Source organism: Clostridioides sp. ES-S-0048-02, assembly GCF_020658495.1.
Classification (GTDB): Bacteria; Bacillota; Clostridia; order Peptostreptococcales; family Peptostreptococcaceae; genus Clostridioides.
Map to the genome: position 1 here is coordinate 1 of NZ_JACVWH010000007.1, position 25,733 is coordinate 25,733.

A 25,733-nucleotide genomic window follows, 5' to 3' on the forward strand; every position below is an offset into this window, starting at 1 on the left:
TTATATCATTGTAATTTCAACACTTTCAGTTTTATAGCAACTCTAATTCATATAATATATTAATTATAAATCTAACTAATAAAACTTAATTATACCTTAATTGGATATATTTATCTATTTTATTTGTCTTGTATTAGTATTTCATTATAATTGTCTAATATTCTAAAATAAATAACTTACTAATCTTAATTATAATAAAATACTAATACAAAATTTTATTTAATCTTAACTAATAAATACTATCTATTACAAATTTAGATTGTTACATATAACATATTTTGCTATAATTAAGTTATAAACAAAGTATTCCGAGTATCTAAGAAAAGAAGAGGAATACTTATTTTTATGTTTTATTTTTAATGGAGGCTTATATGAACTTAGAAAATTTTAAAAAATTCTTTGGATTCCCTCTAGATAAAAAATACAAAGAAAATGTTGAACGAGAACTTTGCAATTATCTTTATCATACAGGCAAAATTATTTGTATCATAATAATAATATCTCAACTAATTATGATGATATCAATATCAGCTAGAGATGGTGGTCCTTTTGCCACCCCAAGACGTCAATGGTATTTTTGTATGTATATAATACTATTTTGTATCTCTTTAATTTTTATGCTTGTTTTTTCTTATCTTTGGAATAAAAAAAAGGAACATTGTACTTATTATATAAACTTGTGGGTGATTTATGTAACATTTTTCTGCTTATGGGGTTGTGTAATTACTTTGCTTGACCAGTTAGGCGGAAATGATTTGAGTGTATTCAGTTATATAATGTTAACAGCTGCTGCTTTTTCAGTATTAAAATTAGGTCAATCAATAATAGTTTTTGGAGGATGTTTTTTATTTCTTAATCTACTCTTACCAGGAATTCAAACTGTATCAGGTAATGAGTTCAGTAATATTGTAAACACATTTTTTATAACATCACTTGCTATTTTTATTTCTACAATGTTATATAGAAGTCGTGTATTTACTTATTATGATAAAATGCTAATCCATCAACAATATGAAGAAATCTCCCATATGAACAATTTATTAAATCTTAAGGTTATGACTGATGACCTAACTAAAATGAATAATCGTAGGTATTTAGAAGATGTTCTTCAAAAAAAATTAAAGACCCATACAAAGCAAGAACCTATAACAGGAATGATGATAGATATAGATTATTTTAAACAGTTTAATGACACTTACGGACATCAAAAGGGTGACTACTGTTTACAGAATATTGCTAAAGTAATTTTAGATTTTACAAATTCTGAAAATTCACATGCTATCCGTTATGGTGGTGAAGAATTTTTTATATGTCTTTTCAATTGTGATGAGGCGAATGCTAAACTTAAATCCGAATATTTACGTAAGATTATAGAGTATTGTAATTTTGAACGTGATGACGTTCCTTCAAAATGTGTGACTGTTAGCATCGGAGTTCATACAAAGAAAGTTGAAGAATTAATAACTTTAAATGAATTTATAAGTTATTGTGATAAAGCTTTATATATTGCAAAAGAACAAGGTCGTAATCGTGTTGAGTTTTATTAGTAGTATAGAAACAAAGTATTAATCCTTATATTTATATTTTCTTAATAATAAATTTATTTTGTTCAAAACATTTGTATAATATTATGTAAACCTATAAATTAGCTTTTAGATTCATAATTATTAAATCTATAAATTATACTTAAGTCTAACTTATAGATTTAATAATTTTATATATAATTAATTCATGTTTAAAATTAATTCACATTTCAATTTTAATGTTTATAGACTATCTTATACTACATTTAGACATGTATTTTAAAATTTCTTATAACTTAGTTTTCCATTTCCTTAATCAATGATACATTTTGTTTCTCTACAGAATTTAAAACATCTGTATCCGCTCCTATACTATAATCTGGCTGATACCATGACTTATTGCTAAAATAGCTTTTATAAGGTTCTTCTTTAAATACATATCCATATCTTGCAAATATTTCATTTCTTATATATGCTAACTCCTCTTTACTATAAAGTTCAAGTTCATCTTTAGTTAATACTCTAGAATCACTATCATATATAATATAATCATCATCATCATCATAACTTACTTCTTTATTTTTCAAATTCGAACTTGAACCTGAATTACTTTTAGTACTCTTTTTATCAGTATTTTCACTATTTTCCTTGTTGTTTATACTCTTGATAAATTTCTCCGCGTCTTCTTTGGAAATTTTATTAAGTGTACCACTTACATTATTAGCTTGTAATGAAATTTCATTACTATTAAACTTAGTTATAGTAAATTTTTCCTTTGATAAAGTATCTTTTCCTTTTAATACTATGCTATTACTATCTGAACTTTCTACTTCATATTTAACTGTATAATTGCTTTCTTCTTCACTTTTACTATAAAGTTTTATCTTATTTGGCTCTTCAAATTCAAATATATTATATTCATCAGCTTTCCAAAAACCATTTAAGTCTTTTGGTTCTAAATTTTTAGAGTAAATCAATTTATTTCCTAAATAAATCTCTGAATATTTTCCTACATTGTTTATTTCTATATTGTCTTTCTTAGTTTTTAAATTATAAAAATGTATTTCCTTATTTTTAGTGGAATATGCTATATTCTCTGAATTAAATGAATAGCCAACAACATCACTTGCTATCCTGTCTTTATCTAAAAATAACTCACCACTTGATTTAATATAAAGTAATTTTTCATCATTAATAATAGATACATTAGAATTTTCTTTCATATCATTGCCTATTTTTTCTTCTTCTTTATTATTTTTCTTAATATATACATCTCCATCAGAATTTGTAAATACAATTCCATCTTTAATAAAACTTACATAATTAATGTCTGATTTTATTTTATTAGACACCTCTTTACCTATTTCTTTCTCATATAATTCATCATCACTATTTATAAAATAAAATTTACTATCTCTATATTTATAAGACCTAACATCCGATGCTATTTTTTCACTAGCATTATTTTTGTACAAATATAATTCACCTTTCAAATCCTTATAATTATACTCACTTATATACATAATTTCTTCATCATTAGATTTTACCCCCCATAAATTTGATACATCTGAACTAATTTTGACCTTATCATTTTTATCTGTACTTTTTAAATATAGATTATCATCATTATTTATAAATATTACATCACCTTTATTATTTATAATATCAAAACTCTGTATATCAGTAGATATTTTTTCTTTATTTCCATCTTCTTTATATAGATATAACTCTTCATCTGTATTCATATAATATATGAATTTTCCATCTGTAGACATCCTATACAATACAACATCATTGGCTATTTTTTCTTTATCTTTTCCATCGTATTTTACATACAAGGATTTTTCTGATGATATATATGCTATAGTGTTTGAAGAAGGCATAAATTCATATGAATTAATTTCGTCAGAAGATAAATCTGATACTATTTTTTCCTTTTCTTTTTTTAGATTATACTTATATAAATTATTTTCTTTATCTTGGATTAATATTGATTGTTCTCCATTTATATAATCTTTTTTAGTATATGTAGGTACATCTGATGCTATTTTTTCTTCATCCTTACCTTCTGTCTTTATGTATACATCTGTCATATCACCTGAGTTATTCTCATCATTTTTTAATAGTATAAGAGAATTATCTTTGTTTGCTTGCTTACCTTTAGAATCATTTTGTGAACTGCAACCTGTACATATAAGTGCCAAACTTAAAACTATAAACAACCCTTTCTTTAACATTATTACTCCCCCTCATGATAATGATAAAACTTTTTGTGTAATAAATATACTATTCAATAATTTTTTAGATTTAAATCACCTTACATATTTTTATACTATTTACATAAAGATAATGCTTAAATATAATTTATATTTAAACTTCCAAAAAATTACTCTACTAGTTATAGTATAGCACAATAAACGTTATCCAAGCACACCCACTATCGTCACTCCAAAAGCTTTTAGTGCCTCTTGAAGCACTTCATTTCCACCATAAGGATATCCAATAGGGTTAAAATAAAGTTTAGCAGTTTGTTCACCAATCATTTCGCAACCTTCTATTGTATAATCGCCAAGTCCAATTTCAGAAAACACAGTCTCAAAATCCCATGAAACAGACTTTATGTATTCCTGTCGATTCTCTTCATCCAGTAGTTTATAGTTCTCCCAAAACATTTTATTTTCTGCTTCTGTTGGCCACCAAAAATAATCCAATTCTTCTTTATTATAAAATTCATCTACTTTTTCTAAAATATAATATTCTAAATCCTCAATTTGTATACAATCATTTTTTATATCTGCTATATATGAAAATAAATTTTTTATTCGATTAAATATTTTTACATCATTCACATTAAATTTAATAAAACAAAAACTACACATTATTTATCCTCCTAGTATAAGTAACTTATAATTACATTGTATAATAAAATATGAACAAACAAACTACATATATTTGTAAACACAATAAAAATAACTTGTATGTATCTAAATCAGATAGCACACAAGCTATTTTATTATATCGAAAAATTATATAATCATATTATAGGTTATAATTATTAGAATTCAGCATTTTTAGGAGTTCTTGGGAAAGGTATAACGTCTCTTATGTTAGACATACCTGTCATATACATAATTATTCTTTCAAATCCAAGACCAAATCCAGAGTGAGTAGCAGTACCAAATTTTCTAAGTTCTAAATACCACCAGTAATCTTCTTCATTTAATCCCATTTCATGAATTCTATCTAATAGTACGTCTTCTCTTTCTTCTCTTTGAGAACCTCCAACTATCTCTCCAACACCAGGAACTAATAAATCCATTGCTCTAACAGTTTTCCCATCTTCATTCATTCTCATATAGAAAGCTTTTATATCTTTTGGATAATCTGTAACAAATACTGGAGAATTGTATATTTGTTCTGTTATATATCTTTCATGTTCAGTTTGAAGATCGCATCCCCATTCTACTGGATACTCAAACTCATGTCCTGATTCAAGTAATAGCTCTACTGCTTTAGTATATGTTATTCTAATAAATTCAGAGTTTACTATTTTATTTAGTCTTTCTAGCAATCCTTTATCTATAAAACTATTAAAGAATTCCATTTCTTCAGGAGCGTTTTCTAAAACATAGTTTATAACATATTTTATCATATCTTCTGCAAGTTCCATATTATCTTCAAGGTCTGCAAAAACTATTTCTGGCTCTATCATCCAAAATTCTGAAGCATGTCTTCCTGTATAAGAGTTTTCAGCTCTAAATGTAGGTCCAAAAGTATAGACATTTCTAAAAGAAAGTGCCATTATTTCGGCATTTAATTGCCCACTAACTGTCAAATTAGCTTCTTTCCCAAAGAAATCTTGTGTATAGTCTATTTTACCATCTTCTGTTTTTGGAATATCATTTAAATCCATAGTTGTTATTCTAAACATTTCTCCTGCACCTTCACAGTCACTACCTGTTATGATTGGAGAATGTGCATATACAAAGTTTCTTTCTTGAAAGAATTTGTGTATTGCATATGCAGCTATTGATCTTACTCTAAATACAGCTGAAAAAGTATTACTTCTTGGTCTTAAATGTGCGATTGTTCTTAAATACTCAAGTGTATGTCTTTTCTTTTGTAGTGGGTATGAACTATCTGATTCACCTTCTACAACTATATTTTTTGCATGTATTTCTACTGGTTGTTTAGCTCCTTCTGTAGATACCAACTCACCTTCTACAAGTATAGATGAACTTATTGCCAATTTACCTATCTCTTTAAAATTTTCAACTTTTTCATCAAATACTATTTGCATATTTTTAAAGAAACTTCCATCATTTAATTCTATAAATCCAAAGTTTTTAGATACTCTAGATGTTCTTATCCATCCAGCTACTTTTACAGTTTTTCCTATGTACTGTTCTTTATCTCTGTACAATTCTTTTACTGTTATAAATTCCTTTTGCATTTTAAAGCCTCCTAGTTTAATTTTTAGTAATTTTTTCTAAATATAATTCCATAAAAAAAGCCCTTCATCCCTGTATAAAGGGACGAAAGACTATTACTTTCGCGGTACCACCCTAGTTGTCATAAATGACCTCTTAGTTAAGCAATGCTTAAAGCCTATAACGGTGCCTTCCGTCTAAGTCTACTTACTAAATAAGCTTTCGATTAGAAACTCCAAGATGTTCTTCAATATAAAACTTGTATTGAGCTTTCACCATCCTCAACTCGCTAAAACTGCATTTTATATCTACTCTTCTCTTCACAGTATTTATCTTCTATTATTTCCGCTAATTAACAAAATTATACCAATTTATAAATTTTTAGTCAATAAATTTATACAATTGATATTTACTAGTCTTATATAATCTATAAATATTTATATGCAAAAATTTATATTTTCCTTTCAAATATTTGTAAATTACATTTTCCCTTCTGACACCTATAAAAAAAGTAAAGCAGTATACTGTTTATTAGCTTAAGTTTAACTTTAAGCTTTTTAAACTAATACCACTTTACTTAAATACAATAAATTATTTATTTTTGTTATCAAGTATAGAAGTCTTACAGTTTACTTCCATTGTCAACCCAATCTTTTGCTTCTTCAACACTATTAAGTGAAGGTATTGAAACTTTACTATGAGGTTTTAATTTTTCAACATCTGCCCAAGCTGCTGTTGATTCATTTCCAACTAGAAGCGGACTTCTAAGTCTTTTGTTATCATTACCTTTTAATGCTCTTGCTTTTTTACTTTCCAAAACTATCACCTCTATATATTTATTTTGTAATAGTTTTAGCAATTTTTCAAATTAAATTCATGAGTAAAATTTATAACAGATAAAATACCATTATTTACATATTTTTTTATTTATAAAGTATTTGCCATCTGTTGAATTGTATTTTTTAAATTTAAAATACCATATCCCTGTGAAACATTTGGATACGTATATATATCGAGCTTCGTAGCTCCCAATATTAAATATGTTTTTAAAACTTGTGTAAACAACGATAACCTTGGGATATTATCTTGTTTTTCCAAATATTCCATTAATAAGGCTAAGACTCCACAAACTATTGAACTACTAACTCCTGTACCTGTTGCTGTATTGTAGGTTCCATTTTTATATGTAGATATTATATCTACTCCTGGCGCTACTATATCTGGCTTAATTCCCCTTCCTCTAATTGGCCCTTTTGATGAACCAATCCACATACTATCAGTCTTATTATTAAATGTACCAACTGTGATTACATCATCACCAGCAGCATACATAGTTATTGTAGCCACTGAGTCTGGGTCTAAAAATCTTGTATCTGGTGCTATCAAGTTTTTATTTGGTAAATATATATCATACTCTCCCCCTATTATAAGTTCTGGAGTTAGCCTCAAAGTCCACACACCAGGTTTTATATCTCTGAGTCTTATCTCTAGGCTTTCATTCCCAGAAGTAATATATGGATAGATGAATCTCATTGAATAAGTAGTATTTTCCAGATTAAACTTTCCTCTATATACATAAAAGTCTGGAGAATATCTTATATCATGACTAACCTCACCTGAAGGAGATATTATTTGTGCCCCTATCTTATCTGGACCATTTGTATTGAGTGTTATATCAAGTGCGTAATCGTCACCATCTTGTATTATTACATCTTGGACTTCATTTAAACTACTAAATCTTCCAGCATAATGAATATCTGTATTACCTTGATTACCTGCACCACTTACTACAACAACACCAGCACTACTTAATATATTAAATGTATCTAATATGGAAGTAGTTGCTACAGCACCTGACTTAACTCCAATAGTAAGATTTATTATTATAGGCTTATTTTCTGTTTTTGCTATATTAGTAACATATGTTATAGCTGCTAAAAAATCTGAAACACTATAATTTATCTTTCCAGCATAATAAGTATCTGTATATGATTTTAATTTAACCACTATCAAATCTGACTCTGTAGTTATACCTCTATATTGTGAATTTACTCTTCCATTTCCCACTAATATACCAGAAGCCAAAGTTCCAGTACCTATATTATCTTGACTTAAACTTCCATCATTTCTACTTATAGCTAAACTTAATTCACTTCTTGTAAATTCACTCCCAAAAATAAATCCTTCTGGTGGTGGATTTGTATTTTCTTCCTGATCCCATAATCGTAAAACCTTACTCGTTCCATCCGCATTTATAAAGTCAGGGTGTAAATAATCTATACCAGAATCTATAACTGCTAATAAAATCCCTCTTCCTGTTATATCATTATATGGATTCTCATAAATATACTCTGCTTCAGTAGCTGTTGTAATAGTTTCTCCATTATTCATATTATTAGTTATTTCAATTAAACTGCTCATTGGAGCAGATTCTTCCCACCAAGCAACCTGTAATATATTGTTTAAAATAGTTTCATCAAAATCCATAGGTACATATATTACTGCAAGCTGACTATTTAAAACCATATATTTATTTATTCCGTTTTCTTGAAGTGCAGTTTCTATATCACCTTGGTAAATTATACAATAAGATTTTTCCATAAATCCCTCCTATCTTAACACATCAAACATACCTCTAACATCCAAAGTTCCATATCCAGTACTCATATTTGGATACTCTGTAGTTTGGTTTTTTCTAGCTCCAGCCTGCATAAAAGTTTTTATTTTTTGAACATATGCTTGATTTGGATATCTTCTATCAACAAAAGTATATTGAAAATACATCGCAGCGGCTCCTGCAGCATGTGCACTAGCTGCTGCTGTCCCAGTTATAGTCGCATATGTATTTCCAGGATATGCAGCTATTATATTAACTCCTGGTGCTACTAAGTCTGGCTTTAATCTATCCTCAATAGTCGGCCCTCTTGATGAACTTTGCCACAAACTATTATTAATAGTATTATAAGCTCCTACAGTTATTAAATCATCTTGAACAGCTGGATAATTTATTGTATAAAAAGGGTCAACCTCTCTAAATCTAGTTCCACTTTTTAAAAGAGCCCTATTTGGAAGATACAAGTTATATATTCCATTTACAATATAAACTCCTACTAATCTAATCTTCCACACTCCTCTTTTAGCATTTTTCAGAGTAACATTAGTAAACTGCTGCCCTGAAAAAGTAGTTGGATATACATATGTTATAGAATACTCCGTTCCTTCTAAATCAAATAAACCTGTTATCCTATTATAACTTGATATTCCAACACTTTTACTTTCTTCACCAGTGGGAGACACTATTATTACATCTGCCTTATCTGGTTTATTCAGCCAAAGTTCAACTGATAATTCTTCTTCTTCTTCATTTAATTCCAACTCGACTTCAACGGAACTTCCTACATTTGGTATTCTTCCAGATGTGTGTGTCTGAGTGTTTCCTTCATTTCCAGCTCCTGCTGTTATACACAGCCCTCTAGTAAAAAATGCTTTTTCACTATTACTTCTATTGGTCAATCCAACTAAACTATTACTACCCAAAGATATATTTATTACTAATGGTTTCCCAAGTTCTAAAGATTTTTTATATGCAAACTGAGATGCAGCAAATAACATTGCACTATTATAAAATCCTTCTATCTTAGCAATTTTTATTATTATTAATTCAGCATCTTCAGCTATTCCTGCATACTCCTTATTTACATTACCAAGACCTGCACATATGCCACTTATCATAGTCCCTTGCCCAACTTCATCTTGAGATAGACTAGCATCATTTTCTGCAATTGCTCTATTAATATCTTCTCGTGTATATTCTGTCCCAATATAAAAACCTTCAGGTGGAGTTCCATTCTTTGTTTGGTCCCATAAAAAAGCTATTTTTGAGGTTCCATCTGCATATATAAAGTCTTTATGTAAATAGTCTATTCCTGTGTCAGCAATCGCTATAAGAGTACCTCTTCCTGTTATTGTTATATTGGGATTATTTTTAAAAAAATTTACACCTATTTCTTCGGTTGCAACTACACCACCAAAAGTACCTTGATTAATCTCTCCAAGCAGTGTCATCTTTATAGTTGATTCTGTCCTTATAACTGATGGAAGTTCCAAAACTCGTTGTATGCTATTATAGTCTGTAGTGTTTATAGATAATACACCAAATGAGTCACTTAGCTTAAGAAATTCTTGACTCATACCCAATGAGGCTAACTCATCTTCAAATTCAGGAGTATGAATTACATTTATTCCTGCCAATGTTCCTGATTGTCTATCCATATTTTCACTTATAAAATCATCCAACTTTAAATCATCGTTTCTCTGATAATTATAATTTTCTATAACTCTATAATTATTTTCTTCATCTTTAAACGACTTATTAGTGCTTCTATATCCAATGTCTTCTGTTTCTAAGTCTTGATTTATACTAGATAAAGTATACAAATCTATGTCTGATAAACTTAAAAAACCAAATCCCGATGAATTATTTGGATATGACTGATTACTTGTTCTTCTTGCTCCCCTAAGAAGCAATGCTCTTAACTTTTGCGAATATAAAAACAAATCATTTCCATTTACAATTCCCCATTCCATAAACAACGAACAAACTCCTGTAACATGAGGAGTGGCCATGCTCGTTCCAGTTAATGCTCCACTGGTACCTCCTGGTAAAAAAGATATTATATCTTCGCCTGGAGCTAATAAATCTGGTTTAAATACACCCAATTGTGTATCTCCCTCGCCAGAAAATATAGATACTATATCTGTTCTTGAATTGAAACTTCCTACAGTTATAACTCTACTTGCTGTTCCAGGAACTGTAACAGTAAGTTCTTGAGTAGGAATCAAAAACCTCGTGTTTCTATTTAATCCCTCAGAAGTTGGTAGATATATGTTTACATTACCAGTTACAATATCTATAGGTTCAAATACGATTCTCCATAGACCAGGATTTATCTGTGTATTTGAACTTAATTGCAATGTAACTCTTCTAGTAAGAGAATATGGTGCTATAGGATAAAAATAACCAGTAATTCTTGTATCTCCTAGAGTATTTCTTATTTCACCTGAAGTTAGAGAAATTGATTGTGTCTGACTATTCGATGGACTTACTAAATGTACACTAAAGTCATCAATAAAATCTGGCCATATGTTTATATTTAATATACGCTCTCCTTCTCCAATTACAAACTCAACTTCTTCTGTAGTATTATTTTGAAGCCTAATCCTTTTATGTCCCCCCTTATCTGCATTATTACCAGCCGCTACCACTATATTATTTTTCCAAAATAAACACATATCATCTATATACTGCTCAAATAAAGAAGTCCCTCTATGTGAGCCTTCATTACTTCCATAACTTATATTTAATGTAACAGGCATTCTTAATTCTAATGCCCTATCTAAAATAAATTTAATCGCCCTCATAAACTCTGTACTTCTTGAAAAAACATCTGTCTGTATATTTCCAACCCTTACTACGATTATCCTAGCATCGCTTGCAATGGTTGAACAAATACCTGCAACATGTGTACCATGTAGACTAGTCGTTGAGATAGGTATATATGTATTACCAGCTATTGCATTATTTATATCTTCATTATTATATAATGTTCCTTCTTTAAAACCTGCTGGAGGATTTCCTTGTATAGACTGGTCCCAATAGTATAATATTTTGGACTTTCCTTCACTATCTCTAAATACAGGCAAAGTATAATCTATACCTGAATCAATTATACCAATTATAGTTCCTTTTCCAGTTAATCCTGTTCTATTTTTAAAACCTGTTATCCCTGTGCTTGAAAAACTTTGTATGTCTTGAGTTTGTAATATAAAAGGTTTTTCTATAAACTCTATTTCTGGATAAGTCAGTAATCTATTTATATCTTCTTCATCACTTGATGTTATTATCGCATAGGAAGCATTAAGTATTTCTACTGAAACACCTAATTCTTGCTCTAATCTTAATATATCTCCATTGTATTTTACGATTAATTCATAATTTATTATAATCACCTCAATTTCTAAAATTATTATTAATGTATATGTTTTTTGTAAGTCTAAAATGTATTAGACTACATAATTTTTAAATTTCAATTATACAATTTATAATATAAAAAATGATGGTACATTTTTTATATAATTTGTACCATCATTTTTTATATTATTTCGCGACCATTAAATTTTTCAATGATTTTTCCAATCCTTTTACAGTTAATGGATACATATTAAACTCACTTTGTATTAACCTTTGAGTCTGATACCAATAACTGATTGAATCCCACCCATCTCTCAGTTCCGGATTTAGCCACACAATTTTACTATACTTTCTTTTGAATCTTTTAAGCCACTCTATTCCAGGTGTATCGTTATATGGACCTCGATAATTACCACCAATATGAAGTAACTCAGAAGGTGCCATAGACGCATCACCCACGATTATAACTTTATAGTTTTTATCTATGTTTTGTAATATCCATTCAGTATCAATAGACTTACTTAACCAACATTCTGGTGTAGTAAATAATCTATCATAAAAACAGTTATGAAAATAGTATACTTTTACATCTTTAAAGTGATTTGATTTACTTACAGACTGAAATAATGTATTACATAAAGTACTATATCCTCTCATTGAACCCCCTGAATCTATAAGCAACAAAAGCTTCACTGTATTTTTTCTTGGTTTTTCGAAAAACAGTTTTAAATACCCTGCATTATTACAAGTCTCTTCAATGGTTTTATCTAAATCAAGTTCTGTTTTTGGAGCATCTATTCTAGTAGAAAATTGACGAAGCCTTTTTAATGCAACTTGAAATTGACGCATATTTAAAACTTCATCATCTCTAAAATCTCTATACTTTCTTTCTCCTGCAACTTCGAGAACAGCTCTTCCATAGGTGGAAGTTCCGCCTATGCGTATACCAGTTTGACCTTTGCCTGAATGACCTAATTCAGAAGTACCCCCTGTTCCTATCCAGTAATTCCCTCCATTATGTGGAGAATCTTGTTCTTTTATACGTTCCTCTAATTTAGATCTCAATTCATCAAGGTTTATGTTGGGATTTTGCTCTAATCTTTCAAATCCTTCTAAATCTACATTTGGATTTTTAAGCCAGTTCATAATCTCTTCTGGAATTTCCTCTTTGTGTTCTATACCTTTAAAGTACTCCAAAAACACTGCATCAAATTTATCAAAATTACTTTCACTTTTTATTAAAATCATCCTACAAAGATAGTAAAAATTCGAAAAATTTGAATAACAAAGCCCTTTGTCTAGTGCTTCAATTAGAGTCATCCACTCATTTAAAGATATATCTAGGCCTCTTGCTCTCAATAAATAAAAAAATTTAATAAACATAATTATTCAGCTCCTATTGACTACAAACGTTTTTGCATAGATTCAATATCCTCGTTATTTTTAAGCAGTATCCCTGCAAAAGGAACTTCTTTTTCTATTTTTTCAATTGGAATTCCACTCAAAGTCAATGCTTGTATCCAGTCTATTAACTCTGATGTACTAGGCTTCTTTTGTATCTCTCTTAAACTTCTAATCCAATAAAAAGTAGTCATTACTTGTTCCAATAAATGTTCTTCAACTTTATCAAAATGTACTTTTACTATCTCCTCCATCATATCTCTATCAGGAAATTCTATATAATGAAATATACATCTTCTTAAAAAAGCATCTGGAAGCTCTTTTTCTGCATTCGAAGTTATAATCACTATAGGCCTTTGTTTTGCTGTTACAGTTTCTTTTGTTTCATTTATATAAAACTCCATTTTATCTAATTCCCAAAGTAAGTCGTTTGGAAACTCTAAGTCTGCCTTGTCTATTTCATCTATCAAAAGAATTACTTGTTGTTCTGAACTAAATGCTTCTCCTAATTTACCATATTTTATGTACTTACCAATATCATCTACTCCTTCACCTCCAAATTGGCTATCATAAAGTCTTTGAACAGTATCATATACATAAAGACCATCCTGTGCTTTTGTAGTTGATTTTATGTTCCAAATTACTAAATCTTTTTGCAGTTGATTTGAAATTGCTTGTGCAAGCATAGTTTTTCCTGTTCCAGGTTCTCCTTTAATTAAAAGTGGTTTTTCAAGTGCTATAGCAACATTAACTGATGCCATTAATTCTGGTGATACTACATAATCACTGCTTCCTTTAAAATTACCCATTTCTTTTTTTATCATAGGTTCTACTCCTTTTAAACAATAAATTTTCTAAATGTATATGACTATTATATTACTATTTTTGATATAAAGTGGTAATATAACACATTTGTATATCATTACTCTAAAATTCTATATCTAAATAAAATTACCTCTAAAATATTTAAATTTTATCTTTATTTGTCATAATTAAATGAAATATATATTTTTTAATAAGTACAAGATATATTATCTTATAAAAATATCAGTCATAAAAAGCTATGATTTAATTAAATCACCGCTTTTCATAAATTTGAGTTATAGCTAAATATAGAACAATTAACTTTTAGATTTGGGGTATCAATATAAAGTTCTGTATATATTTACTATTTCTTCTTTATTAAGTTTAATATAACTTTGATTTAGCAACCTTTGTTGACTATCTAGTACACTGTCTGCAAAACTATTTATCTCATACTCTTTCATTCCATATTCTCTTAAACTTTTTCTTGTAATAATTTTATTAAGTAGTTCTTCCATTTTTTCATATACCTCTGATACTTTACAATTCATTATTTCACTCAAAAGCATATTTATTTTTGCTAATTTACCATCTGTTGATAATCTATTATATGCTTTAAATACTTCTATAAAAAATTGATAATTAGCTTCACCATGAGTAACATGATAAACTCCACTTAATGGGTATGAAAGTGCATGTACTGCTCCTGTACCAGCATTCCCAAAAGCAATTCCAGCTAAATCACTTGCAATCAAAAAATCTTCTATAATATCAAATCTATAATCTTTTCCATTTAGTTCAATTTGCTGAAATCCATTTAAAATCATCTCTATAGCTTTGGTACTAAAAATTTCTGTATAAATACTCGCCTTTGGAGATACAAAAGATTCTATAGCATGTATTAAAGCGTCGATTGCACTTGTAGCAAAAAATGAATATGGAAGCTCTAATAATAACTCTGGAATTAAAACTGCATAATCTGGAAATAATTCATCTACAGCTAATCCAAACTTCGTATTCATCTCTGTTATTTCTGCAATTGAAATATTTGACACCTCTGAACCTGCTCCACAAGTTGTAGGAACAGCTATTAATTCTCTTATTTTTTCTAAAGGAACCTTTTTTTGAAATAAATCACTTGATTTATTTCCATCTTTCAGTACTAACAACTTTGCCATATCAATAACTGCTCCCCCACCAATAGCAATAATTCTTGTACAATTAGTTTTTGAAAAATCATCCAATAATTTATCCATCATTATATCATTAGGTTCACCAGTTCCATACTTACTTTTATATTCTACATGTGCATCCAAACCAAGGCTTTTAAAATATGTATCATATGCACTTTTACTTGTCAATATAAAATCTGATTTACAAATTTTGAATTCTTCTATAAATTCCTTTGAATTTTTAAATTTATGAACTTGTGTTTTTTGCTGAAATAACTTCATGACATCCTCTTTTCTTCAACTTATGACTTGATGTTTTATTTTATATAATCTGTAATATAATTATAAAATTTTTATTTTTTATATGCAAGTTTTACCATAAGTAATTTATATTTTAAAATATCTTAATATAGGTCCAATATTATATAAAATAAAATTCATTCATTATAAAAATAATCTAATTTTAAAATAATTGAACAAAATTAAAATCTAAAGTATAATAAAATAAAAATTTCCCTAATCTTACTGAAAAATACTGTACAATTAACCTGTATTTCCTCAATAAGAAAAATGTTTGGAGGTAATTTTATTAATTACATAATTATGTCAAATAATCATATTTCTTCGTTTACAAATTCTATTCAATCAAATAAGCATAAACATTGGATGTTACAATTGTTTATAGGAATTGAAGACAGTTTAAATATAACTATAGATGGCAATGATATAGAAGGTAAATGTATTATTGTAGATAGTAATATAGAACATTGTTTTTCAACAGGAGAAAAAATATGTTTTACTATGTTAATTGAGCCAACATCATCACTTGCATTAAGCTTTAAGTCAAAATATATTGACAAAATTAAAGGTTATGGAATTATAGATATTCATAATAATAAACATACACAAAAAGAATATATTAATTTTTTCAAAAATCATGATGAAAAAAGTTATTTAAATTTTACAAATTCTGTGTTCGAATATCTTAATGTTACTCAAGACAATTACACAGTAGTTGATAAAAGAATTTATAAAATAATGCAAAGACTTAATGAGTGTGACTGTCATGATCATTCTATAAAAAATATTTCTAATATGCTCTTTCTTTCGCCAAGTAGAGTGTCCCATATATTCAAAGAACAAACAGGAATGCCATTAAAAAGTTATATTCTCCTACATAAAATTCAAAAAGCATATTTTTTACTTTTATCTGGTAAATACTCTATAACCGATGCTGCTATGATGTCAGGTTTTGACAGCGCTTCACATCTAGCATATACCAATAAATGTATGACTGGTATGAATATTTCTGGTATATTAAAAAACAGCAAGTTTTTGAAAGTTTCAAATTACTCTAAGATATAAAATATAATTACACTAAATAAAGGAGATTTATATTTTATGAAAAGACATTTATCAGAAAGTACATTATTAGACTTTAATTCAAAAAATGTTCAAGAGCTTATTATCGAAAAAAAATGGAATCAATTAGATAATTTTAATAAAATCAAACAAATTTATAATTTTGTTAGAGATGACATCAAGTTTGGTTTTAATGAAAGTGACAATATATCTGCAAGTAAAATACTAAAAGATGGATATGGACAATGCAATACAAAGACGATACTTGCTATGTCACTTTTAAGAGGCGTTGGCATTCCATGTAGGATTCATGGTTTTACTCTAGATAAAAGAGTTCAATTAGAACTCTTAGGAGTTCTTTACAAGATTACTCCTACAGAAATCATTCACACATGGATAGAAGTATACTATGAAAAACAATGGTATCAATTAGAAGGTCTTATTTTAGATAAAAATTATCTTACAAGTATTCAGCAAAAATACAATGACTGTCAAGGCTTATTTTGGGGATGGGGCATTGCCACTAAAGATTTGCAAAATCCTCAAATATCGTGGAATCTAAATAATACATTTATTCAAAAAGAGGGAATAATTGATGATTTGGGAACCTTTGATACTCCAGATGATTTTTTCAATCAATATAACCAAAAAATAGGATGGTGTAAAAATCTTTTATACAAATATATTGGAAGGCACTATATAAATAGAAATGTACAGAGAATTAGAAACAAATTATAACTGTTTCTATTTGCAATATGCAAATTTGAGAAGATAAAAACACTATTTAGAGAAAACTTGCAAAATATTGTACACTTGTCAAATTTAATATTAATCACACTATATTAATACTAATTTTTATTGTATAATAAGCTATAAATATTAACTTGATTTTAAATTTAAGTAAATATAAACTTAATAAATATAAGAAAGGTTGTGTTGTTTTGCAAGATAAAAAAATTCATTTAAATATTATACTTACTGTAGTTATTTCATATATTTTGATTAAAGTTATTGATAATTACAAATATTTTTTTGGAGTAATAAGTTTACTGATGTCACTACTAACTCCATTTATAATAGCCTTTGTATTAGCATATGTATTTAATCCATTAGTAAAGTTTTTAGAAAATAAACTTAATTTTAAAAGGATATATTCTTTGCTTCTTACTTATGGTGTATTAATAGTTATATTAATATCTTTTATACTATTTACAGTTCCATCCATAGTAAATAGTTTGGCTGATTTGGTAACTCAAGTTCCTATGTATATAGACAAGACAGAACAATTTTTATTTGATTTAGGAAAAAGCTTACAATCAGTAGACCCTAATACATTAAAAGAATATGGTGATAAAATTATGAGCGTAATGCCCAAGTTTAGTAACTTGCTTATTGGTTCACTTGGAGGAATCTTTAGTACTACCTTCTCTGTTGGAAAATTTATAGTACAACTTGTTTTAGGTTTTATAATTTGTTTCTATATATTATTAGAAAAAGAAAGATTCTTAGAATTTACAAAGAAAATTGTTTATATTTCTTTAGGTAAAAAATATGGAGACTTTATAATAGAATTGTGTCAAAGCTTAAATTTAAATATTGGTAAATACTTTACAGGCAAAATTTTAGATTCATTTGTAGTTGGAGTACTTTCTGGAATTGGTCTATACTTTTTAAAGTCTGAATATGCCCTATTGTTTGGTACATTAATGGGTATTATGAATATGGTTCCATATTTTGGCCCAGTAATAGGTATGGCACCAGTTGTAGTAATCAACTTATTCTACAATCCGACAACTGCATTAACTTGTTTAATTTACTTAATAATAATTCAACAAGTAGAAGTTGCATTTATAGAACCAAAAATTGTAGGTGGACAGCTAGGGCTTAGCCCATTCTTTACAATACTAGCAGTTACTGTTGGTGGAGGATTTTTTGGTATACCTGGTATGATTCTATCTGCTCCTGTTATGGGTGTAATAAAAATATACTTTTGTGAATTTGTTAATCGTAGACATGATAAAATACAAATGGAATAAAAATACAATTTAATTACGATTTTGTAATCAAAGGTTACAGCTGTGTAACTGTAATATTATCCTCTTTAATGGTAATATTTAATTATAGAAAACATATAATATTATTAAGAAATGAATCTTATATAATTAATTACGAAAGAGGGTTTTAGTATGAAAAAAGCACTTATATCTTTATTAGTTTTATCTTGTTTATTATTAACTGCACCAGTAAATGAATCTTCTTATGCTGATTCTCAAAAGAATGTTCCTGTAAGTCAAAGTACTAAATTGACTCAAGAGCAAGCCAAAGAACTTTTAGTAAAATACAACAATAAAGTTGATTACATATATCAAGGAAATGCTAGCGATTTTGAAGCATTAAAAGCTAAAAATCTTAATGGATATGTATTTTTACCAGATGCAGATGGTGACATTGGTTATTTTGTAAATGAAAATACTTCTGAGATATATTACTTCCATCCAAGTGGATACCTTGAATTGGTTAATCAACAACAAAATAATAAATAAAATAATTAACTAATATAAAAATGGATGCAAATTGATATAAATTTAGCATCCATTTTATTTTTATTTTAAAGTTGTTTCTTTTTATATATTTAAATATTTTATTAATCCTGTGCTTGCTCTTTTATAAGTTTCTTTATATCTACAGCTGGTTCATCTTCCATTTTTATAACTTTGCCTTCCCATGTTCTAAGCATAACATAATCTGTTCCTTTTGATACAAGGTATTGTGGAAGTAATGGAGTCTTACCGCCTCCTTTTGGAGCATTAACTATATATGTTGGTATTGCCATTCCTGATGTATATCCTCTTAGATATTCCATTATTTCAAGACCATCATCTACTGATGTATTAAAATGTTTTGTTCCTTTTACATGTTTGCTTTGGAATATATAGTATGGTTTTACTCTTATTTTAAGTAATTCTTGATTTAAACATCTCATTACAAATTTATCATTATTTATACCATTTAATAACACGGCTTGATTTCCTAATGGTATACCTGCATTTGCTAATTTTTCACAAGCCTCTTTAGATTCTTTAGTTATTTCCATCGGATGATTAAAATGTGTATTTATATATATAGGATGATATTTTTTTAGCATATTACAAAAATCATCTGTAACTCTTTGTGGCATGGTAACAAGAGTTCTAGTTCCTAACCTAACATAATCAACATGTGGTATTTCTTTAAGTTGGCTAAGAATCCATTCCAAATAATCATCTTTTAATGTAAGAGCATCTCCACCAGTTACTAATACATCTCTTATTTCTTCATTTTCTCTAATATAGTCTATAGATTCTTGTATAACAGCTTTCGACTTATGAGAATCTTGTTGACCAATATTTCTTCTTCTTTGGCAATGTCTACAATACATAGCACATTCATTTGTTACATTTATTATTAATCTATCTGGATATCTTCTAGTTATACATCCTGCTGGATTTGTATACTCTTCTCCCATTGGGTCTAAATCATCTTGTTCATCTTCCAATTCTATATGTGTTGGTATAGAAAGTAATTTTATAGGGTCACATATGTCATCTGGGTCTATCAAGCTCAAATAATATGGAGATATTGCCCATCTAAATTGAGTACCAACTTCTTTTATATATTCTTTTTCTTTTTTAGTTAGATTGATAATCTTTGATAAAGTATCTACATCTGTGATTCTATTTGATAATTGCCATTTGTAATTATCCCAGTCTTCTTCTGTTCCATTTAATATGCTTAATATGTTTTGTTTTCGTTTATTTATCTCTTCTTCTTTTTCAAGACCTCTGTTAATTGTTTTCCTAGCCTGAATATAATCATCAATTTTTGATTTTAGTTCAGCAGCTCTCTCTAAGGATATTCTAGTTTGTTCATTCATAATTTTTAGCTACCAAAATTAATTAATTTCCATTATTGATAGCATCCTCCTTTCTGATGTGTTTATATCATTCTGATAGGCAAATTTAATTTTGCCATATAGATTTTATAACATATGAAATTGATTTTATTTTTGCATTTTTTCTGTTATTTTATACATTTGTGAATATTTTCCCACTATAGTCAATAAATTACAATTTATTATGCATTTTTTTTAACAAATGATTAATTATTTCTATTTTTAAGAATTATTTTACCATAAAACGATTATATTTTCAAGATGATTAAAGTTAAAATTTTAATAGAAAGTAAAGTATTTCATTAAATAATAAAAGCGGAGGTTTATTATAATAAATTTCTCCGCATTTTTATTTATTTAATTAAATTATACTCAGATAAAATCTTATTAGTAGCTTCATTTCTTTTTATAATCTCATCTTTTCTTTCTTCAATAATTATGATATTATACTTTTTTGCTATCTCTGCTATTTTCTTACATGATAAGTTAGACATAGAATGCGTTGTTGGATTATGATAATCTGGTATGATATATATGCCTTTTATGTTTTCATTTTTACAATAATTTTCACACTAAAAATTTAACACCAGTATGTTTCAATAAAATAGAAAGGATAGTATGATTACTCCCATACTATCCTCTTCTTATAATGATTTGATTTATTAATAAATCATAAATCTAACACTTCTAAATTTTTGTATAAATTTATCTTACATTTATAACATCACTATTTTTAGAATTTTGTCCATTGTAATTTGCCACTACATATATATCTAAATTTAAATCTCCTTCAGGGATACTTATAGTATGTTCATTCCCTTTTATATCACTTTGATACAAAGTAAACTCACCATCTCCATTAGTATTATTTTTTATATATATACTATAGGTACATTCTTTATGAGATACACTGCTCCAGTTAACTCTAATAACATTGTTATCTCTGTCAACATTAGCGGATATATTTTCAACCTTCATGTTTTGTATGTTATCATTATTATCTGAGTTGCCATTACCATTCATATTAGTAATGTTTATTATATTACTTGGCTTGGTTGTATCTAAGTCTTTCTTACCTAGAACATAAATATCATAATCTATACTCTGATTATCTTTTACATCAATTTCTATAGTAGCATATACTTTTTGTGATTTTCCTAAATCACTTTCATTTACAGTTATAGATTTGATTTTCTTAAATGATTCTTCTGACAACTTGTCTTTAAGATATATATCATAGTCAAAAACATCTTTCATATAATCCCATTCAAGTTTAATAATAACTTTGTTATTTACTATTTTATGTGAACCTACTAAATTCTGTATATAATCATTAGTTATAGTTTCTTTGACTACTGTTACAGTTATTATTTTAGACTTATCTCCACAAGTTATCCTTACTCTTTCTTTACCTTCTCTAAGACCTACTACACTTCCATCACCGCTTAGACTTATAGCTCTTTCCACAGGTAATTTTGAATCGGCCAACTCATAGTGTATTTTTGGTGGTTCTAAACCTGGTGGAGAAGTTATTATATCTGGTTTTAATTTCTCATTTTGGTCAACTTCTATTTTTACATCATTCATATTTATTTCGGCAACTCTAGCTTGAATTCTAAAGGTTCTCTCTACTTCTTTATTTCCACACTTAGCATATATTGTGGCTTTTCCAACTCCAACTGCACTTACTGTATTTCCTTTAATTTTTAGCACATCATCATTACTACTCTTATAGATAGGTTTATATGACTTTTTAAATTTGTCATAATCAACCTCTATTGTACTTTCTATAGTAGCACTATCACCAACATGTTTTAAATCCCCATTAATCTCCATATCTAGTGATTCTACTTCTGGGTCTACTACCTTTATAGTAGCCTTTTTCAACACTCTTGAATTCTTCATAATACCCACAGAAGAATACCCAACCTTTAATGCTGTCATCTTATTTCCATCTATTTTTAAAGTCCCTGAATTATCCAACACATTAAACCAAATATTTGGGTCTTTAGCATATGAAGGAACCTTGATATATTCGCCAGTAGACAAAGTAACTGTTTCATTTAGTTTTACTACATATTTATCTAAATCTTTAACATATTCCCCATCTACAATTTCGATTTCCACTCCCTTTACCATTGGTCTAAGTATTCCAAATTTAAAAAGGTAGTACTGCGCAACAAGCAATATAGGAATAGATATAATTATGGCAATTTTTCTGTATTTCTTATTTTCTACAAATCTCATCTATCCACTTCCTTTAGCCTAATATATAATCATTTGTTTTGTAAGCAATCTACCTAAGTTAAATATTGGGATAAACTGGAAAAGCATTATATTTCAGAATATCCCTATACTAATTATAAACCATAAATTTAAAATTTAAAACTAAAATTAGTGTTAATTTCTTACTATTACAATAGTCTAATTTTAGTGAAATAACATTTGTCTTGTCAGCTAAAAAGTTATATAATTAATTCAAAAGAAATTTATACTTGTATTATATGAGGAGGGCTTTAAATTGGAAATCAATTACAAAAAAAAAGATTTCAAATCATTTGCTAAAAGAAAAAACATTGAAATTTCTGTTCAAAGGTATCTTATTGATGCGTTAAGTTACATGGCACTCGGTCTTTTTTCTTCCCTTTTAATTGGAACAATTTTTAACACATTAGGAGACAACTTCAATATTTCTCTTTTTACTGAAGTTATAAGCCCTCTTGCTAAACAAGTTACAGGTCCAGCTATAGCAGTGGCTATTGCGTATGGACTTCAAGCGCCTCCACTTGTGCTATTTTCTTGTGCACTTGTTGGAGCTTGTGGTAACGAATTAGGGGGTCCTGTTGGGGCATTTGTCGCTACACTTTTTGCTGTAGAGATTGGAAAATTAGTTTCAAAAGAAACAAAAGTAGATATATTAGTTACACCTGCTGTAACAATACTAATTGGAGTACTTGTGGCAGAACTTATTGGACCAGCTGTTTCTGCATTTATGACTTCATTTGGAAACATAATAATGCAAGCTACAACTATGCAACCCATCATAATGGGAGCTCTAGTCTCTGCACTGGTTGGAATAGCTCTTACATTACCTATAAGTAGTGCAGCTATTTGTATGATGTTAAGTTTGGGAGGGCTTGCTGGTGGAGCAGCAACTGTTGGTTGTTGTTGCCAAATGATAGGTTTTGCTGTTATGAGTTTTAGAGAAAATGGAGTAGGAGGTCTTGTAGCTCAAGGACTTGGTACATCCATGCTCCAAGTTCCCAATATAATAAAAAACTGGAAAATTTGGATACCACCTACAATAGCTTCAATAATACTTGGCCCATTATCTACAACAATATTTAAAATGGAAAATATACCTATTGGCTCTGGTATGGGAACTTGTGGATTAGTTGGACAATTTGGAACAGTAACTGCCATGCAAAGTGCTGGAAAAGGTGGAATAACTATGTGGATTGGTATACTTTTACTTAACTTTGTACTTCCTGCTATTGTAACTCTAATAATATCAGAATTTATGAGAAAAAAAGGTATGATAAAACCAGGAGATTTAAAATTAGATGTATAAATAAAAAAACTACTCCTTACTTTTTTATAAGTAATAAGGAGTAGTTTTTTTTATGAAAATTCCAACATTTTTTTCAGTAACCAATCCATAGAACCTTTAACTTCATTCCAAAGTACTATATTTTCATCATAGTAATAGACAGCTTCTCCCTTTTCTTCCGCTGTAACAAACTCTCTACCAAAGGCATTTCGCCAATCTATTAAATATAATCCAATATATTTATTTTTATTTTTAGCACTTTTAATAGCATCACTTGCTAAAAACATATTTTTATTTTTAAAATAATAAAGAGCTTTGCTATACATCCATGTAGCAGACTTTTCTTCTTTATACATTTCAAATAAATTATTTATTGCTATTCTATCATTTAACCTAATTAATACATTGAGTAATTTATACCTTATTCCTTGCTCATCATCAGGATTGATTTCTATTAAATACTCTAATACCTTTCTAGCTTCCTTTAAATTATCAATACTCTCTAACTTCCTAGCAAGAGACTCAAGTGCTACCATATAAGCTCTAGTAGATACACCTTTCCAAAATCCAAGTTGTCTATCTTCCTTAGTAATCATGCTTTTTCCAATGTTTACAGATTCTTCCATATACCTAATTGACTCAATATGATTTTTAGCTTCTTGTGATAGTTTAATATATCTTTTATAAAGTATTTTTTTCTTTTCTAACTCTAAATCTATGGCTTTGGATTTAGAGTTACTCTCTCTTACCCAAAACTCAATATTAGAGATAGCAATAGTATCTTGATTTAAGAAATCAATATTACAAACGTCTTTTATCAATGATGATTTATTGTTTATAGTGTTTAAAGAAACACCTATTTTTTTTGAAAATTCCTTTTTGGTTATATGTAATGGATGCTTCTTATTATATAAGAGATTTTGCTCCAAAACTATGTTTAGTATAGCTGAAGACCATATATCAGCTCTAGAAGAATGAATTATCTCTTTATTATTATCTAAAATGTCTTGCAAGATTTTAAAACTTATATCTTTATATTCTTGATTTAGATTGGAGTTGCAAAATCTATTTATCTTGTCTTTAATTTCTTCTATCTTGCTTGTCATGACTCCTCCTCCATATTTTACACATATAAGACTACTGCTACAAATTCAAGTTCTTCTTCTCCTATATTCTCTATAGAATGTTCTTCACCATCAGCAGTGTATATTACATCACCCTCATTTACTTCTACAAATTCCCCATTATCAAAAACTTTACCTTTTCCCTTTAATATATAATATACCTCAAAATCAGTTGTATGGTCATGCACACCAATTGAACTTCCTACTGGTAAAGTTATTCTTTTAAATAATCTCCCTTTTCCTTTAAGCTCATCAATTTGTAATATATTTTCAAGTTTAATTTTTCCAACCCCACCAGTTAAATTTTCTTTTACTTCTACTTGTAATTCAGATTTCTTTCTTATCATAGCTCATCCCACCTGCCAAACAATCAATCTAACTACTAAATTGGCATATCCTTTCCATAATATGTTGTATTTTAATATAATAATAACATATATTCTTGTAAAAAAATATTACTGAATC

Annotated in this window: 20 protein-coding genes and 1 other annotated feature; of the genes, 6 read left to right on the forward strand and 14 right to left on the reverse strand. The window is 28.1% G+C overall.

The genetic code is table 11. The features are described 5' to 3' along the window. Positions 1-371 precede the first annotated feature (371 nt). Entirely contained in the window at positions 372-1,547 is a 1,176-nt protein-coding gene (locus tag IC173_RS10830; protein WP_227855520.1) for a GGDEF domain-containing protein, read from the forward strand. A 272-nt stretch (positions 1,548-1,819) separates the two neighbouring features. Here IC173_RS10830 and IC173_RS10835 read toward each other — a convergent pair whose 3' ends face one another. The 9 genes from IC173_RS10835 to IC173_RS10875 form a co-directional block, all read right to left on the reverse strand. After that, positions 1,820-3,760, reverse strand: coding sequence for a YARHG domain-containing protein (locus IC173_RS10835; RefSeq protein ID WP_227855521.1), 1,941 nt, complete (start codon positions 3,758-3,760; stop codon positions 1,820-1,822). Positions 3,761-3,943: 183 nt separating this feature from the next. Next, positions 3,944-4,402, reverse strand: a complete 459-nt coding sequence (locus IC173_RS10840; protein ID WP_227835416.1) for a hypothetical protein — start codon at positions 4,400-4,402, stop codon at positions 3,944-3,946. 176 nt (positions 4,403-4,578) lie between these two features. After that, positions 4,579-5,976 (reverse strand): asparagine--tRNA ligase, encoded by a 1,398-nt coding sequence (asnS, locus tag IC173_RS10845; protein WP_227482750.1) that lies wholly within the window; start codon positions 5,974-5,976, stop codon positions 4,579-4,581. Between the two features lie 75 nt (positions 5,977-6,051). Beyond that, positions 6,052-6,286, reverse strand: a binding site (T-box leader). Between the two features lie 289 nt (positions 6,287-6,575). Then, positions 6,576-6,770 (reverse strand): CDIF630_02480 family spore surface protein, encoded by a 195-nt coding sequence (locus tag IC173_RS10850; protein ID WP_227437266.1) that lies wholly within the window; start codon positions 6,768-6,770, stop codon positions 6,576-6,578. A gap of 110 nt (positions 6,771-6,880) precedes the next feature. Next, a complete protein-coding gene (gene cspC / locus IC173_RS10855; RefSeq protein WP_227437268.1) occupies positions 6,881-8,554 on the reverse strand; it encodes a bile acid germinant receptor pseudoprotease CspC in 1,674 nt (557 codons plus the stop codon). Positions 8,555-8,563: 9 nt separating this feature from the next. Continuing rightward, complete coding sequence (gene cspBA / locus IC173_RS10860) at positions 8,564-11,962, reverse strand: bifunctional germination protease/germinant receptor pseudoprotease CspBA (protein WP_227855522.1); 3,399 nt, start codon at positions 11,960-11,962, stop codon at positions 8,564-8,566. A 148-nt stretch (positions 11,963-12,110) separates the two neighbouring features. Beyond that, complete coding sequence (locus tag IC173_RS10865; protein WP_227855523.1) at positions 12,111-13,307, reverse strand: VWA domain-containing protein; 1,197 nt, start codon at positions 13,305-13,307, stop codon at positions 12,111-12,113. Between the two features lie 20 nt (positions 13,308-13,327). After that, a complete protein-coding gene (locus tag IC173_RS10870) occupies positions 13,328-14,149 on the reverse strand; it encodes an AAA family ATPase (RefSeq protein WP_227437274.1) in 822 nt (273 codons plus the stop codon). Between the two features lie 318 nt (positions 14,150-14,467). Continuing rightward, positions 14,468-15,583, reverse strand: coding sequence for a 4-hydroxybutyrate dehydrogenase (locus IC173_RS10875; protein WP_227855524.1), 1,116 nt, complete (start codon positions 15,581-15,583; stop codon positions 14,468-14,470). A gap of 321 nt (positions 15,584-15,904) precedes the next feature. On the opposite strand from IC173_RS10875, the gene IC173_RS10880 reads away from it, so the two are divergent. The 4 genes from IC173_RS10880 (at position 15,905) to IC173_RS10895 (ending at position 19,206) form a co-directional block, all read left to right on the forward strand. After that, positions 15,905-16,666: a helix-turn-helix domain-containing protein gene (locus tag IC173_RS10880; protein WP_227855525.1), complete on the forward strand. Its 762-nt coding sequence runs from the start codon at positions 15,905-15,907 to the stop codon at positions 16,664-16,666. Positions 16,667-16,702: 36 nt separating this feature from the next. After that, positions 16,703-17,401 carry a transglutaminase-like domain-containing protein gene (locus tag IC173_RS10885; RefSeq protein WP_227437280.1) on the forward strand — a complete coding sequence of 233 codons (699 nt, stop codon included), beginning with the start codon at positions 16,703-16,705 and terminating at the stop codon, positions 17,399-17,401. Positions 17,402-17,604: 203 nt separating this feature from the next. Continuing rightward, a complete protein-coding gene (locus IC173_RS10890) occupies positions 17,605-18,699 on the forward strand; it encodes an AI-2E family transporter (RefSeq protein WP_227437282.1) in 1,095 nt (364 codons plus the stop codon). Positions 18,700-18,849: 150 nt separating this feature from the next. Then, positions 18,850-19,206 (forward strand): hypothetical protein, encoded by a 357-nt coding sequence (locus IC173_RS10895; protein WP_227437284.1) that lies wholly within the window; start codon positions 18,850-18,852, stop codon positions 19,204-19,206. 101 nt (positions 19,207-19,307) lie between these two features. Here IC173_RS10895 and eam read toward each other — a convergent pair whose 3' ends face one another. From eam to IC173_RS10910, 3 genes are all read right to left on the reverse strand, one after another. Next, positions 19,308-20,576 (reverse strand): glutamate 2,3-aminomutase, encoded by a 1,269-nt coding sequence (gene eam / locus IC173_RS10900; protein WP_227855526.1) that lies wholly within the window; start codon positions 20,574-20,576, stop codon positions 19,308-19,310. Between the two features lie 371 nt (positions 20,577-20,947). After that, complete coding sequence (locus IC173_RS10905; protein ID WP_227482756.1) at positions 20,948-21,088, reverse strand: hypothetical protein; 141 nt, start codon at positions 21,086-21,088, stop codon at positions 20,948-20,950. A gap of 211 nt (positions 21,089-21,299) precedes the next feature. Continuing rightward, positions 21,300-22,841, reverse strand: a complete 1,542-nt coding sequence (locus IC173_RS10910; protein WP_227855527.1) for a hypothetical protein — start codon at positions 22,839-22,841, stop codon at positions 21,300-21,302. Between the two features lie 274 nt (positions 22,842-23,115). Here IC173_RS10910 and IC173_RS10915 point away from each other — a divergent pair, with 274 nt between their 5' ends. Continuing rightward, positions 23,116-24,165 carry a PTS transporter subunit IIC gene (locus IC173_RS10915; protein ID WP_227855528.1) on the forward strand — a complete coding sequence of 350 codons (1,050 nt, stop codon included), beginning with the start codon at positions 23,116-23,118 and terminating at the stop codon, positions 24,163-24,165. A gap of 50 nt (positions 24,166-24,215) precedes the next feature. On the opposite strand, the gene IC173_RS10920 is transcribed toward IC173_RS10915, so the two are convergent. Together IC173_RS10920 and IC173_RS10925 are read right to left on the reverse strand one after the other, a co-directional pair. Continuing rightward, positions 24,216-25,250 (reverse strand): DUF6398 domain-containing protein, encoded by a 1,035-nt coding sequence (locus tag IC173_RS10920; RefSeq protein WP_227855529.1) that lies wholly within the window; start codon positions 25,248-25,250, stop codon positions 24,216-24,218. Between the two features lie 17 nt (positions 25,251-25,267). Next, positions 25,268-25,615 carry a cupin domain-containing protein gene (locus tag IC173_RS10925; RefSeq protein ID WP_227855530.1) on the reverse strand — a complete coding sequence of 116 codons (348 nt, stop codon included), beginning with the start codon at positions 25,613-25,615 and terminating at the stop codon, positions 25,268-25,270. Between the last annotated feature and the right edge of the window lie 118 nt (positions 25,616-25,733).